This window comes from Streptomyces sp. BE20 (genome assembly GCF_036322525.1).
In the GTDB taxonomy this organism is placed as follows: domain Bacteria; phylum Actinomycetota; class Actinomycetes; order Streptomycetales; family Streptomycetaceae; genus Kitasatospora.
In genome coordinates this window covers 34,376-48,402 of record NZ_JAQYWW010001005.1, presented here as the reverse complement: position 1 = coordinate 48,402, position 14,027 = coordinate 34,376, and the positions used below count along the sequence as shown (strand labels likewise).

Here is a 14,027-nt window from a genome sequence, read left to right as displayed (position 1 = left end):
GGACGGCGGTTGAGGGGGGCCGCCGAGCTCAGGCTACGCAGAGTCGCGTGTACGCGTCAGACTCGTTCCGGCCTGGAACTTCTGACGACATATCAGACATAATCCGGAAGTTTGAGCGGTCCGACCCGGCCGCACATCGAGCATTTCCCGTCGCGCGCATGCGCACAGTACCGGCCCCGGCCTGTCCGAAAGTTGACGCCCCGTCGGCTCCGTGGAGCGGCGACGGCCCTCGCCGAGACTACGACGCCACGAAGACGATCTCCCGGAGGGCGCGCGCACCGGCCCGGTCGAGTACCACCGCCGAGGCGCAGCCGGTCGGCGGCTCCCCCGTCCCCGCCAGCCGTCGGCGCAGCCGCCGGCCGGCCTCCCGGTGCCGTGCGAAGGCGTACGCGGAGACCGCCTGGCCCCGGGCCTGCTGCCCCTCGCGGGCCTCCTCTGCGCTGGCGTCCAGCAGGATCAGGTGCACCCGCCTCCCCTGCCGCGCGGCCTCCCGGACCAGCCACTGCCGGACGTGCGGCACCGCCCCGCAGTCGTGCACCGCGAGCGGGCCGCCCGCCAGCACCGCGCGCCGCAGCCGACGGTAGTGGGCCACCCGGACCACCGGCCGGTAGACCGCGTAGGGCAGCCACCCGGGCACCCGGGCCGCGTACTCCTCGCGGACCTGTTGCGAGTCGACCAGCAGGGTGCGGACGCAGCGGCGCATCAGCGTGCTCTTCCCGCTGCCGGGCAGCCCGGAGACCACCAGCAGGTCCCCCGCCGGGTAGTGCAGCACGGCCGGCCGGGCCCGGCTCTGCCGGAGGTCCTGCAGCCCGCGGGGGCGCAGCACCGTCCCGGCGGGCTCCGGCGACACCCCTCGACAGGCCGTCCGCGGCGCCGGCACCCTGGCGCCGGACTCGCCCCCGGCCTCGGGCGGCGCGACCGCGGCGACGGGCCCGGCCGATGCCCCCGCGGTCGCGCCCGCCGGCGCCCCGGGCCCGGACTCGCCGCCGGTCCCGTTCCCCGACCGACTCACCGGCTCCGCCCCGGGTCCGGCCGCGGGCCCGGAATCGGCCGGTCCGGACAGGTCCGGCATCCCCAAGACCCTGACGTCCGCCATCGGCTCTCCCCCTGACTCCCCGCCGGCCCGAACGCTGCCCGGCTCCGTCTCCCGAAGAGCCTTCCCCCTTCAAGAGAAAGTAAAGACTAGTGGTCAGCCCCGGTCCGGGCCGAGTCCTTTACCGCTCCAGGAACGTCACAGAAGCGCACCGGGCACGTCACAGCGCCCCGGCCGGGCACGGCTGGGGCGCAGGCCCGGGGAGGCCCGGCGACCCCCCGGGACGCGTGGCGGCGGCTCCCCCGGCGCCGGGGCGCGCGTCCGGTGGAGCCGCCGGGCCGCGGCCGGACTCAGCCCAGCTGCGGGGCGATCCGGGAGGCGATCAGCTCCAGGTGGTCCAGGTCGTCCAGGTCCAGGATCTGCAGGTAGACCCGCCGGCTGCCGACGGCGGCGAACCGGCCGAGCCGCTCCACCACCTCGTCGGGCGTGCCGGCCAGGCCGTTGGCCTTCAGCTCGTCCACGTCACGGCCGATCGCCGCAGCCCGGCGGGCCACCTCGGCGTCGTCCCGCCCGACGCAGGCGACCAGGGCGTTGGAGTACACCAGGTCGTCGGCCTGCCGCCCGGCCCGCTCGACGGCCGCGCGGACCCGGCCGAACTGGGCGGCGCTCTCCTCGACCGAGACGAACGGCAGGTTGAACTCGTCCGCGAAGCGGGCGGCCAGCGCCGGCGTGCGGGTCGGGCCCTTGCCGCCGACCAGGACCGGGATCTTCTGCTGGACCGGCTTCGGCAGCGCGGGCGAGTCGGTCAGCCGGTAGTACTCCCCGGCGAAGTCGAAGGTCTCCCCGAGCTTGGTGTTCCACAGCCCGGTGACGATCGCCAGCTGCTCCTCCAGCCGCCCGAACTTCTCCTTCGGGAAGGGGATGCCGTACGCGCTGTGCTCCTCCTCGTACCAGCCGGCGCCGAGGCCGAACTCGACCCGGCCGCCGCTCATCGCGTCGACCTGGGCGACCTGGATGGCGAGCACGCCGGGCAGCCGGAAGGTGGCGGCGGTCATCAGGGTGCCGAGGCGGATGGTGCTGGTGTCCCGGGCCAGGCCGGCCAGGGTGATCCAGGCGTCGGTCGGGCCGGGCAGGCCGCTGACGTCGCCCATCTTCAGGTAGTGGTCGGAGCGGAAGAAGGCGCTGAAGGCACCCAGCTCCTCGGCGGTCCGGGCCACCCGGAGCAGGGTGTCGTAGTCGGCGCCCTGCTGGGGTTCGGTGAAGATTCGAAGATCCATACCGGCCATTCTTGTACAGACCACCCCGTGCTCATACCCGTTTCACCGATTCCGGCGGCGGTCGGGCCGGTGAACGGCCGACGACCGGAGCGGCGCCGGGACCGGGACGGCGGGAGTCCGGCCCGGGGACCGGGCGCCGGCGGCCGCGGTGACCGGGCCGGGGCCCCCGACGGGCTCGGACGGCCGGGCCGCGGGGTGGCCAAGGTCTCAACACGGAACCGCAACGAGGGACCGTTCCCGCCGCCCCGCTCGCCTACCGTGGACGGATGTTCGCCACGCCCGACGGATCCCACCGGGGTTCCCCCGACGACTCGTCCGACCCCTCCCACCGGCCGGCCGGCTGTCCGCTGCCCGGGATCGTCGCCGCCTTCACCCCCCGGCTCGCCGAGTTCGCCTTCGAGCCGGGCTTCGTGGCGGCGGTCGACCAGCACACCGCCGAGCTGCGCGAGCTGCTGTATGCGCAGGGGCCGGAGCTTTCGCCCCGGCCCCTCGACCGCGAGGAGCTGTCGGACTACGCGCTGGGCTTCCTCGACGCGCTCACCGAGATCGGCTGGCGCGAACCGGTCGGGTACGACTTCGCCGTGTACCGGCTGACCGCGATCTGCTGGCTGGTCCGGGAGCAGGGTCTGCTGCCCGCCTGAGTCCGGCACGCGCGGTGACCCGCCCGCCGGGCCCGGTCACCGCGCGGCGACCGGGCCCGGCGGACCGGCGCTCAGCCCGACTGCCCGCCCGGCCGGCCCGGGTCGATGCCCGGAGCCGGCGGTCCGGCCGGGGTGGCCGGGCGGGCCGGCTGGTTGGCCAGCGCGTCCTCCCGGCCCGCCCGGTACGCGTTGCCGCGCAGCTTGGCGGTCTCCTTCTCGGCACCGTCCAGCCACCGCTCCCAGCGCTGGCGCATCGGAATGATCAGACCGCCGCCCACGCCGACCACCAGGATCCCGGCGACCGAGGCGAGCACCGCGATCAGCAGCGGACCGGTGATGGCGGTGGCGATGCCCGCCTGGCCGAGCGCCGCGATCACACCGAGGGCGACGATGAAGGCCCAGGCGACGGTGGCCACCGTCCGCCCGTAGGCGGCGCCGGCGAGCGCGTTGCGGACGATGTCGCGGACGGCGTTGGCGATGGCCATCGCCACCACCACGATGACCACGGCCACGATGCCCTTGGGCAGCCAGCCGACGATGCCGTTGATCATCACGCTGATCGGGTTGGGGCCGAAGACGCCGAAGGCGAGCTGGAGCGCCATGAGCAGGATCGCGTAGTAGACGATCTTGCAGACGATCCCGGTCATGTCGTACTTGGAGCCGCTCAGGTACCGGGCGATCCCGCCGCGCTCCGCCACCTTCTCCGACCCGATCCGGCGCAGCCCCCGGTCCAGCAGTTTCGCGATGGCCTTGGCCACGAACCAGCCGATGACCAGGATCGCCAGAAAGGCGATGAACTGCGGAATAAACTTGGCGACTTTCGACCAGGCTTCGGTGAATCCCGATCCGAAGTCGACAGATAGTGCGAGCTGCTGAGCCACGAAGTCCTCCACTCGGCGACGCTGCGCCCTGAGCGGCGCGCGGAACACCCCCACCTTTCGTGGATAGCAGCTCCACCGGCCGCCCGCGCGCGCCCGGCACCGGCGCTGAGCCTCCCGGGTGAACCCGACGGCCTCACCCGGCGCGTACAGTTGCGGTCCACGAAACGGACGGCGAAAGCGGTACAGGGTGGGCGGCAACGGTACGGGCGGACACCGGGCGCTGGTCTGGCAGGAGCGGCCCGAGCAGCCGGGCGCCGCGGTGCTGGTGCTGCACGGCGGCGAGGAACACAATCTCTCCCGGCCCGGCCGGATCAACCCGCCCGGCCTGCGGATGGCCGGCTTCGTCCGCGCGCTGCGCCGCGAGACGGCCGGCGCGGGCGTGGCGATCGGCACCGTCCGTTACCGCCACCGGGGCTGGAACGGCGAGCGCGCCGACGCCGCCCGCGACACCCGCGCCGCCCTCGACGACCTCGCCGAGGAGCTGGGCAAGGTCCCCACCGTCCTGATCGGCCACTCGATGGGCGGCCGCGCCGCCCTGCGCACCGGCGGTCACCCCCAGGTCAGCGGCATCGTCGCCCTCGCCCCCTGGTGCCCCGCCGAGGACCCCTGCGAGCAGCTCGCCGGCCGCGACGTCCTGATGCTGCACGGCGACCGCGACCGGGTCACCTCCCCCGCCGACACGCTCGCCTTCGCCGCCCGCAGCCGCGCCGCCGGGGCCCGGGTCTGCGGCTACACCGTCCTCGGCAGCGGCCACGCCCTGCTCCAGCGGGCCGGCGACTGGCACCGCGCCGCCGCCCGTCTCTCCGCCGGACTGCTCCGCCTGCGCGACCTGCCGCCGGAGGTCACGGCCGCCCTGACCCTGCCCGCCGACGCCACCACCGCCCTCGGCCTCCCGCTCCCCGCCCAGCCCCGCACCGCGGCGCCCCGCCACCCGGCCCAGCCCCTCCCCACGGACGCCTGAGGCCCGCCCCGGCCCACCCGCTCCCCGGTCCGGACGAAGCCGCCCGGCCCCGCCGGGGCGCCGAGTATTCTGATGATTCGTCGGACGGATCTTCGGAGGGGACCAGTGACCGAAACGGTGACGATCGATCTCGGGGACGGCTCGACCGTCCGGGCCGAGGTGATCGGCGAGCTGAGCTTCCAGCAGCCGGACGGCACATCGGCCGACGGACCCGACTTCGGCGACGCCGGCCTCCGGGACGGCCGACGGGCGGCGCAGCTGGGAAGCGCGGTCGCCCTGACTTTGGATCAGGTGCGGAGCACCGTTCAGGGGGTGGGCCGCTGGGCGGCCGAGAGCATCACCCAGGGTGCGGCCGGCTCGCCGGACGCGTTCGAGGTGGAGTTCGGTCTCAAGCTGGCGGTCAAGTCCGGTCAACTCCTCGGCGTCATCGCCGAGGCGGGCAGCGAGGCCGGACTGACGGTCCGGCTGTCCTGGGACCTCGCCGCACGCCGTCGGGAGGAGCAGGGCAACGCGCCGGCCGGGAGCGCCCCCGGCACGGGGGCCGGACTCCCCCCGGAGCTCCCCGCCGGGGCCGACGCCGAGTGACCGGAGCACCACTCGGTCCCGTACCGTCCGCGACCCTGCGCGACTGCGCCGTGATGATCACCGTCGCCGGAGGCTTCCGCGGCAGCGGCTTCCTCGTGGCCCCCGGCCTGGCCGTCACCGCCGCGCACGTCCTCCGCGGGAACGGCCGCCCGGGCTCCACGACCGGCCCGGTGGCCGTCCGGCACGCGTCCGGGGAGTACCCGGTCACCACGGAGGACACCCGCGTCGACCCGGCCTCCGGGGACGGCACGCCGTTCTACCCGTACCCCGATCTCGCGGTGCTCGCCGTCCCCTCCCTGACCGGCCACCCGGTGGCCCCGCTGGCGGACACCGGGGCCGGGCCGGGGACGGAGCTGACGGCCCTCGGGTTCTCCACCCACACCCCCACGCCGGGGGCCGCGCCCGACACCCTGGTGCTGCGCGTCGTCGGCCCATCCGGGGCGTTCGTCCGGGTGCAGGGCGACGGCGTACGGGACGGCCACAGCGGAAGCATGCTGGTCGGTCCGGACGGGCTGGTCCACGGAGTGCTCAAGGGCAGCCGGTCCTACAAGGAGGACCAGGGCGGCTGGTTCACCCCGGTGAGCGCCCTGGCCGCCCTGCTCGGCCCGGGGAGCGACCTCCCGGCGCCCGGGAACCGCCCGGTCGGAGCCGAGCCCGGCGACGCCGACCTGGTCACGGCCCTGATGGCCTTTCCGATCACGGGACGCTCCGACGGCCGCTTCGACCTGCTGGACAGGATGGGCGAGCACCTGGGGCTGCCGCACTCCTTCGAGGCGGACGAGCGGAGTTCCCGCCGGGACCACCTCGCCCGCATCGTGCACCGATGCCGGCACCACCGCGACGAACGGGCGGCGCTGCGGGCGCTGTACACCGCCATGGAGGAACTCGCCCCGTTCGACCGGGCACTCGAAGAGCTCCGCCTGCTGGTCGGGCGGGCCACCGGGGGCTGGGAGAGCAGGTAGCCCGATGAGTGGAGCACCGCGCGGGGACCTGACCGCGTGCGCCGGATCCGCCGGCGGAACCCCCGGGCCGGCCGGCACCCCGGTCGGCGCCGCGTCCGGCGGCGCCGTGCCCGCCGGCACCTGGCCGGTCCTCCCGGAGGAACCCGCCCCGGGGACGCCGTGGTCCGTGGAGGCGGAGGAGCTGCTGGTCGACATCCTCCTGAGCGTCGACCGGATGGCCCGCCTCTCGTTCCGGCAGGACGTCCTCGACAGGATGGGCCGCTCGGCCAAGTCCCGGGGCATCCACACCGAGGTCTGCGAGACGAACCAGGCCCGCAGCCACGTCCGCCACCTGCTCCACGCGATCGGCACGTCCCGCGACCGGGCGGCGGCGCTGGAGTCCGTGGGCGACGCGCTGCGCGGCATGGCACCCCAGGACGGCGCGCTGCCCTGGCTGGAGCTGACCACCCTCGTGCTCGCCCCGGACTCGCCGCTTCCCGCGGACGCCATGCCGGCCGTGATCGGGGAGCTGCGCCGGTTGCCCGCGCTGCCGGGCCTGCACGACCACCTGCCCCGCGACACCACCGGCCTCACCCTCCTCACCGGGCGGGAGACCCTGCCCGAGATCCTGGTGCGGCTGGTCAACCGGCGCGGCCCCGCCGCACCCGACGTCGGCCCCTTCCTGGAGTTCCTGCGCGCGCTCGGCTCCGACCCGGCGGTCGCGGGGTCCGGCGGGCTCACCGCCCTCCGGGGACTCCTCGACCGGCTCGGCGGACCGCGGCACGCCGCCGGACCCGACGAGCCGGACCGCCTGATCGTCCAGATCCGGCTGGACGAGGAGACGCCGGAGCACATCGACAACGGCCGGTACCGCCTCTTCGCCTCGTACTACCGGCAACCGGTGGCCGGAGGGCCGTTCCGGCGGATCGGTGACCTCGGCGCCACCCAGACGGTCACCAGGAACGAACTGGTCGAGGCGGGCAGCGCCCGGCTGACCTCCTGGCCGGCGCTGGCCCGCGAACTGCGCCTCGCCGCGGGCAGCGCCGTCAGGATCGAGTTCCTGCTGCCGCGTTCCCTCCTCGGGCACTCCGCCGAACTCTGGTCCCCGGGGGCGACCCGGCGCCCGCTCGGGCGCAACCACCCGGTCGTGGTGCGCTCGCTGGAGCGGTACGCCGACTCCTGGCTCGACGTCGGCCCCTGGCGCACGCGGTGGAGTCACCTGAACACGCGCGCCACCGACGCCGACGGCCTGGACCTGATCGGCTGGCCCCCGCTCGACGCCGCCCAGGCCGGCGAACTGCCCGACTGGCTCTCCCGCCGGCCGGAACTCTCCTGCATGGGACTCGACACCCCCTACGAGGAGCTGGACCCGGAGGTGCGACGCGCGGTGGACGACGCGATCTACCTCGACGGCATGCCCGTGCTGCTCTGGCGCCGGGTCGCCGGCGACCCGGCCGCCCTGGTCAAGGCCCTCCGCGAACACGGCCCCGGGCCCCTCGCCGAACTACCGGACACCGTCCACCGCTACCGCAGGCGGACCCGGGCCGCCGAGGCGGACCCGCACGACGCCGTCACCCTGCTCTGGGACGACCCGGACTGCGTGGATCCCGAACAGGACAGCCTCTACCCCGGGATGGTGTGATGACCGGTCAGACGAACCCGGCCAGGCGATCCGGACCCGACGAACCCGACCCGACAAGCAGCGAGGCACGAGGAATGTCCGAGGACTGGTGGATCTACCAGGGCACCGGCTCACCCCACGACGGGATCGCCGGGCTCCCCCCGGCGCCGGCCTGGCGCGCGTTCGGCGACCCCGCCGCCGAACGCGACCGCCTGCCGCTGCCGCCCGAGGACGGCCCGGCCGGCATGACGGCCCGACGGCTCGGCCGGGTGCGGCAGGCGGCGGCCTACCGGGCGGACGACCGGGAGGTGCAGCTGGTCAACCTGGCACTGCACCTGCGCAGGCCGCTGCTGATCACCGGCAGGCCCGGCGTCGGGAAGTCGACCCTCGCCTACGCGGTCGCCCACGAACTGGGCCTCGGCCCGGTCCTGCGCTGGCCGATCAGCAGCCGGTCCACCCTGCGCGACGGGCAGTACGCCTACGACGCGATCGGACGGCTCCACGAGGCCGGCATCCGCACGGGCGGCATCCGCGCGGACGGGCGGTCCGCCCCCGGGGAGGACGGCCGGCCGGCGCCCGCCATCGGCCAGTTCCTGCGGCTCGGCCCGCTCGGCACCGCCCTGCTGCCCTGGCGCGTCCCCCGCGTCCTGCTGATCGACGAGATCGACAAGAGCGACATCGACCTGCCCAACGACCTGCTGAACGTCTTCGAGGAGGGCGAGTTCGAGATCCCGGAACTGCTCCGACTCGGACCCGGCCCGCAGGAGGTCGCGACGGCCGACCCGGGCAGGACCGCCGTCGTCGACGGCGGCCTGGTGCGGTGCGCGGAGTTCCCGCTGGTCGTCCTCACCAGCAACGGCGAACGGGACTTCCCGACCGCGCTGCTCCGCCGCTGCGTCCGGCTGGAGATCCAGCCCCCCAGCGCGGACCGGCTCGCCGCGATGGTCGCCGCCCACCTCGGCGAGGACGCAGCGGCCACGGCCGCCCGCACCGAGCTGATCGCCGAGTTCCTGCGCCGACAGCGCGAGGACAACGCCGAGTTGGCCAACGACCAACTGCTCAACGCCCTGCTGATGGCCGAACGCGGCCTCTGGGACGGCGAACCGGGTCAGGACGTGCTCCGCAACGTCCTGCTGCGCCCGCTCAACGAGAGCTGAGCCTGCGTGAGCGAGCTCTCGCCGCCACCCCGGGGACTCCGGGACGCCCTTGCCCACCTGCTCCGCTCGCAGGAAGGCGACCCGCTCCCGCAGGACCTGGCGGACGTCCTCTGGATCTCCCGGCTCGCCGGTCTCGATCCGCTCGCCGCAGGCGCCGAGCCGGCGCCGAGGCCCGACCCGCCGGCGCCCGTCCGACCGGAGCCCCCGGCCGGCGAGCCGTCGACGGGGCGACCGGCCGACCCGCCGGCCGGGCCCCCGGACCGTCCGGACCCGCGTTCCGGCCCCACCGCCGCGCTGCACCCGCTCGGCAGCGCCGGCGCGGCGGGCACGCCCGGCACCGGCGGCGGCCACGTCGTCCGGGTGCCGCAGCCCGCCGCACTCTCCGGGGGGCTCGCCCTGGCCCGGGCCCTGCGCCCGCTGCGCCGCCCGGTCGACGGAACCGGCCGGGCGGTCCTCGACGAGGAGGCCACCGCCGAGGTGACCGCCGAGACGGGTGTCCTCCTGCCGGTCTGGACGGCGGCGCAGCGGCCGTACTTCTCCGTCGACCTGCTGGTCGACACCGGCGCCACCATGGCCGTCTGGCACGGTCTGGCCCGCGAGTTGGGCACCCTGCTGGAACGCCACGGCGCCTTCGCGGACGTCCGGTGCTGGGCGCTGGACACGAACCGGCCGGACCCCGTCCTGACCCCGTTCCGCCGGCGCCGCCCCGGGCCCGGCCGGACCGCGCCTGCTCCGGCGCGGAACTGGTCCCGCCCGCTCAGGGATCCCACCGACCGCCGCATCCTGTTCGTCCTCACCGACGGCGTCGGACCGGCCTGGTACGGGGACGGGCTCCCGGCCTTCCTGGCACGGACGAGCGCCGGCCGGCCGGTCGCCGTCCTCCAGGTACTGCCCCGGAGGCTGTGGCACCGGACGGCGCTGCGCACCGCCCCTGTCGAGGCCCGCGCCTCCGTCGCGGGCCGGCCCGTCCCGGTGTTCCGTTCGGACGCCGCCCTGCCGGGGATCCCGCGCGGGGCGGGCGGGGCGACCGCCCGGGCCGGCGTCCGGTGGCTGCCCGTGCTGGAGGTCGACGCCGACTGGCTCGCCCCCTGGGCCGAACTCACCGCGGGCCGGAGCTCCGGCTGGACACCGATGCTCGCCGCACCGCTCGGTGGCGTGCCCCGGCCACGGCGGCCGGTCCGGGCCCGCGACGAGGAGGTCACGGCGGCCGAGCGGGTCGCCCGGTTCCGTGCCGGCGGCTCGCCCACCGCCTACCGGCTGGCCTGCCACCTGGCGGCGGCGCCGCTGAGCCTCCCGGTGATGCGGCTGGTCCAGCGGGCCGCCGTGCCGGAGTCCGGGCAGACGGACCTCGCGGAGATCTTCGTCTCCGGGCTGATCGAACCGTACGACGGTGTGATCGACCGGGAGGCGGAGCCGGACGACCAGGTCTACGACTTCCGGGCCGGGGTGCGTGACCTGCTGCTGACCGAGCTGACCCGGGGCGAGTCGGTGCGGATCCTGGAACAGGTGGTCGCCAAGGTGTCGGGGCGGATCGCCGCCACCTTCGGCGGTGTCCTCGACTTCCGGGCCCTCGCCGCGGCCGGGGAGCCGGACGGCACCGGCCTGCGACTGCCCGCACGGAGCCTGCCGTTCGCCGAGGTCGCCGTGGCGGTGCTCGCCGGCGCCGGCGGCCAGCACGTCGCCCTGGCGCGGACGTTGGCCACCGCCCTGCAGCGCACCCCGCGCGACGGGGCGATCCAGGCGCCGCGCCGCGAGGCGTCCCTTCTGCTCCGCCGGGACCGGCTGAACCCCGTACGCCCGGTGGTGACCCCGCCCGACCCGCCGACCATGATCGGACGCACGTCCCCGCTCGCCGCCGTCGCACGGGCCTTCGGCACCGCCGGGGCAGGAGAAGCCGTACGGCCGGCGTCCGCCCCGGACCGGCCCGCGCTGGTCGTCGTCGTCGGCCGCCGGGGCACCGGTCGGCGCCGGCTCGCCCAGGAGTACGTCCGGCGCCACGGGGACCGCCACTCGTTCACCCACTGGATCGACGCGGTGAGGAGCGACACCGCCGAGCAGGGCCGCGAGCAGCTGTGGGCGGCCCTCTCCGACGAACCGTCCGACCGGAGGCTCGGCACCCTGTGGGAGGCCCTGGGCCGGCACCGGGACTGGCTGCTCGTCCTGGACGGCGTCCCCGAGTCCGCATGGACGCGACCGGACCCGGATTCCGGCGTCTCCCCCCTCCCGCTCCTCGTCCCCTCCACCGGACGGGGCTGCGTCCTCGTCACGACCGACGCGATCGGCCGCTGGCACCACCCGGACGCCACCGTCGTCACCCTGGAGGAACTCACCGACGAGGAGATCCTCGACGAGCTCCACGCACGGTGGGGTGCGACCCGTGGGACTCCGACCCCGTCGCAGGCGGCCCGGATCGAACACCTGGCACAGCGGCTTCCGCGCCTCCCCGACACGCTCGCCGGGTACGACATCGACGCGGAGCTGGCCGCCGTCGCGGCGTTCCGCGACCACCGGACGGCACCGCCCGACGAGCACACCGGCCCGGACGAACCCTCCGGGCCGTCGACGGTCGAGGACCTCGCGGCCACCGTCCGCCTCCCTCCGGCCGACTCGCCGCTCCTCTCCGCGCTCCCCCACAGGTCCCCCGTCTTCGTCGGCCGGGACAAGGAACTCACCCACCTGCTCGACCTCCTGACACCGCCGCCCCCCGGCGACCTTCCCGCCCGGCGGGTCGCCCTGGTCGCGGGGCTCCCCGGCGTGGGCAAGTCCGAGCTGGTCCTCCAGGCCGCCGGCACCGTCCGGGACCGCGGGTGGTTTCCCGGCGGGGTGCTCCACCTCGACCTCGGCGGCAACCGGACCGGTCCCGGGACGACCCCGGAGCAGGCGTTGGACACACTGCTCCGGGCACTCGGCGTGTCGGCCCGCCACATCCCCGCCGGACTACCGGAGCGCACCCGCCTCTACCGGAGCCTGCTGAACCTCCTCGCCGACGGGCGTGGACCTCTCCTGCTGGTGCTCGACAACGCGACCGGATCCCGGCAGGTCGAACCGCTCCTGCCGGCCGACGGCTCGCACGCCGTCCTCGTGACGTCCCGCCGCTCGCTGGTGATCGACGCCCGCCGCCACGACCTGGGCCCCCTGTCCCCCACGGCATCGGTCGCGCTGCTCCACGCCAGGATCCGGAACGCCCACGGACCCGCCGACACCCGTGTCCAGTCCGAGACCGGCCCGGCCCTGGATCTCGCCCGGCTCTGCGGCGGCCTCCCGCTCGCACTGTCCGCCTGCGCGAGGATCCTGGCCGCGACGCCCTCCCGCTCGCTGCGCTCCCTGGCCGCGGACCTCTCCGACCAGCGGCTCGGCCTCGCCGGGTTCGAGACCGTCAGGGCGGCCTTCGACCAGTCCTACACGGAGCTGTCCGATCCTCAGGCCCGGCTCTTCCGGCTCCTCTCCGTGCATCCGGGCCCCGAACTGTCCACCACGGCCGTCGCCCGCCTCGCCGACACCGGCGAACGCACGGCGGACCGGCTCGTGGCAGACCTCGCCGAGGTCCAGCTGGTCCAGCCGGGTGCGGGCTGGGGCCGCTGGCGCTTCCACGACCTGATCCGGCTCTACTCCCTCCAGCAGGGCGAGGCCCACGCCGGCGCCGACGACCGCGACGACGCCCTCGCCCGCCTGCTGGCGTACTACCGGACCACCGCGGGCGCCGCCGCCACGCACCTCGACGGCCGGACCGCCGCACCGTCCCCGCGCTTCACCGGATCCGAGCAGGCCCGCGCCTGGCTGGAGGCCGAACGCGAGAGCCTGGTCGGTCTGACCGTCGCGGCGCCGGGATCCGGCGACCCGGACGTCACGCTCCGGCTCGCGCCGTCGCTGACCGGCTTCCTCGTCCTCGGCCGGTACTTCGACGACCTCGCGGCCGTCGTCGACGCGGTCGTCGGCATCCAGCGGCGCAGGGGCGACCACGAGGCGCTGGACGCCCTGAGCAACCGGCTCGCCAACGACCTGCGGACCGCCCTGCAGACGGATACCGTCGACTACCGGGGCAACCCCGGGTACGACCGGGTCGTCCGCCTGATCAGCAGCATCTCGTCCGTCGCCGACCGCGTGCGGACCAAGGTCCCCGGCACCGAGGTCCGCGGCCGGCTCTACCTGTCGGTCCCCTTCGACGAGAAGGACGAGGCCAAGAAGGAGGTCGGGGCCCACTGGGACCAGAGCGCCCGCCTCTGGTGGACCGTCCCCGAGAACAGGCTCCGGGCCGCGCGGTGGCTGCCCCCGACGGCCGTGAGCGCCCCGCGGGCCGGCGGGGCACCGGACCTCACGCCGCTGGGTCTCGCCGTCGAACTGAAGATGTACCGGCCGAGCGGCGAAAGCCGAACCGACTTCGCCCGCGCGGAGAGGACGGTCCGGGAGCTGTTGCTCGACATCATCGACGCCGCCTCCATCGAGGGGAGCGTGGAACAGCCGCGTTCGTCGTTCGGGGCGGATCTTCTGGTCACCCTCGCCGCCACGGCCGACCCCGTCGCAGCGGCCGGACTCGTCATCGCGGGGCTGGCGTCCGGCCTGGACCGCATGCAGCTCACGCTGACCGAACCGTGGCCCCACCTCGTCGGCGTCACCGTCTTCTCCGGTCCGGCACCGGCCCGGGCGCCCGGGGCGGAGGCCATGAGGGCGCAGCTCGTCGAGGCCGACCACAGCCGGACCTCGGACCCCCTCGCGGTCCTGTCCGTCTCCGGACCGGTCCTGGAACTGATCCGGGAGCGGCTCGGCGGCCAGTGGAGCACCGGCTTCACCGAAGTCCCCCCGGCCGGGGCGGATCTGCGCACGGGCGGCACGACCCACACCTTCACCGGCAGCACCCTGCTCCTGGGCCGGGCCCTGGCCGGCTCCGCGAGGGGAGACCGGCCCGGCCCGTGGTGACGGGCCCCGGCCGCTC

The 14,027-nt window shown here is 75.6% G+C and carries 10 protein-coding genes; 7 read left to right on the top strand and 3 right to left on the bottom strand.

Annotation, left to right across the window (positions count from 1 at the left end; translation table 11 throughout):
- Positions 1-238 precede the first annotated feature (238 nt).
- Together PUR61_RS25725 and PUR61_RS25720 are read right to left on the bottom strand one after the other, a co-directional pair.
- Positions 239-850, bottom strand: a complete 612-nt coding sequence (locus tag PUR61_RS25725; RefSeq protein WP_329881771.1) for an AAA family ATPase — start codon at positions 848-850, stop codon at positions 239-241.
- A gap of 533 nt (positions 851-1,383) precedes the next feature.
- Positions 1,384-2,310 (bottom strand): LLM class F420-dependent oxidoreductase, encoded by a 927-nt coding sequence (locus PUR61_RS25720; protein ID WP_329881770.1) that lies wholly within the window; start codon positions 2,308-2,310, stop codon positions 1,384-1,386.
- A 266-nt stretch (positions 2,311-2,576) separates the two neighbouring features.
- Here PUR61_RS25720 and PUR61_RS25715 point away from each other — a divergent pair, with 266 nt between their 5' ends.
- Positions 2,577-2,951, top strand: coding sequence for a DUF6401 family natural product biosynthesis protein (locus tag PUR61_RS25715; RefSeq protein WP_329881769.1), 375 nt, complete (start codon positions 2,577-2,579; stop codon positions 2,949-2,951).
- 71 nt (positions 2,952-3,022) lie between these two features.
- Here PUR61_RS25715 and PUR61_RS25710 read toward each other — a convergent pair whose 3' ends face one another.
- On the bottom strand, positions 3,023-3,832 hold the full coding sequence (locus tag PUR61_RS25710) for a mechanosensitive ion channel family protein (RefSeq protein WP_329881768.1): 810 nt from the start codon (positions 3,830-3,832) through the stop codon (positions 3,023-3,025).
- Between the two features lie 187 nt (positions 3,833-4,019).
- On the opposite strand from PUR61_RS25710, the gene PUR61_RS25705 reads away from it, so the two are divergent.
- The 6 genes from PUR61_RS25705 to PUR61_RS25680 all read left to right on the top strand — a co-directional run bounded on the left by PUR61_RS25705 (position 4,020) and on the right by PUR61_RS25680 (position 14,011).
- The gene (locus tag PUR61_RS25705; RefSeq protein WP_329881766.1) at positions 4,020-4,793 is read left to right on the top strand and encodes an alpha/beta hydrolase; all 774 of its coding nucleotides are present in this window, start codon (positions 4,020-4,022) and stop codon (positions 4,791-4,793) included.
- Positions 4,794-4,910: 117 nt separating this feature from the next.
- On the top strand, positions 4,911-5,378 hold the full coding sequence (locus PUR61_RS25700) for a CU044_2847 family protein (RefSeq protein WP_329881765.1): 468 nt from the start codon (positions 4,911-4,913) through the stop codon (positions 5,376-5,378).
- The gene (locus tag PUR61_RS25695; protein WP_329881764.1) at positions 5,375-6,340 is read left to right on the top strand and encodes a trypsin-like peptidase domain-containing protein; all 966 of its coding nucleotides are present in this window, start codon (positions 5,375-5,377) and stop codon (positions 6,338-6,340) included. The genes PUR61_RS25700 and PUR61_RS25695 overlap by 4 nt, the downstream gene beginning before the upstream one ends.
- 4 nt (positions 6,341-6,344) lie before the next feature.
- Positions 6,345-7,961 carry a VMAP-C domain-containing protein gene (locus PUR61_RS25690; protein ID WP_329881763.1) on the top strand — a complete coding sequence of 539 codons (1,617 nt, stop codon included), beginning with the start codon at positions 6,345-6,347 and terminating at the stop codon, positions 7,959-7,961.
- 74 nt (positions 7,962-8,035) lie between these two features.
- Positions 8,036-9,097, top strand: coding sequence for an AAA family ATPase (locus tag PUR61_RS25685; RefSeq protein WP_329881762.1), 1,062 nt, complete (start codon positions 8,036-8,038; stop codon positions 9,095-9,097).
- A gap of 6 nt (positions 9,098-9,103) precedes the next feature.
- Positions 9,104-14,011, top strand: coding sequence for an SAV_2336 N-terminal domain-related protein (locus tag PUR61_RS25680; RefSeq protein WP_329881761.1), 4,908 nt, complete (start codon positions 9,104-9,106; stop codon positions 14,009-14,011).
- Positions 14,012-14,027 lie beyond the last annotated feature (16 nt).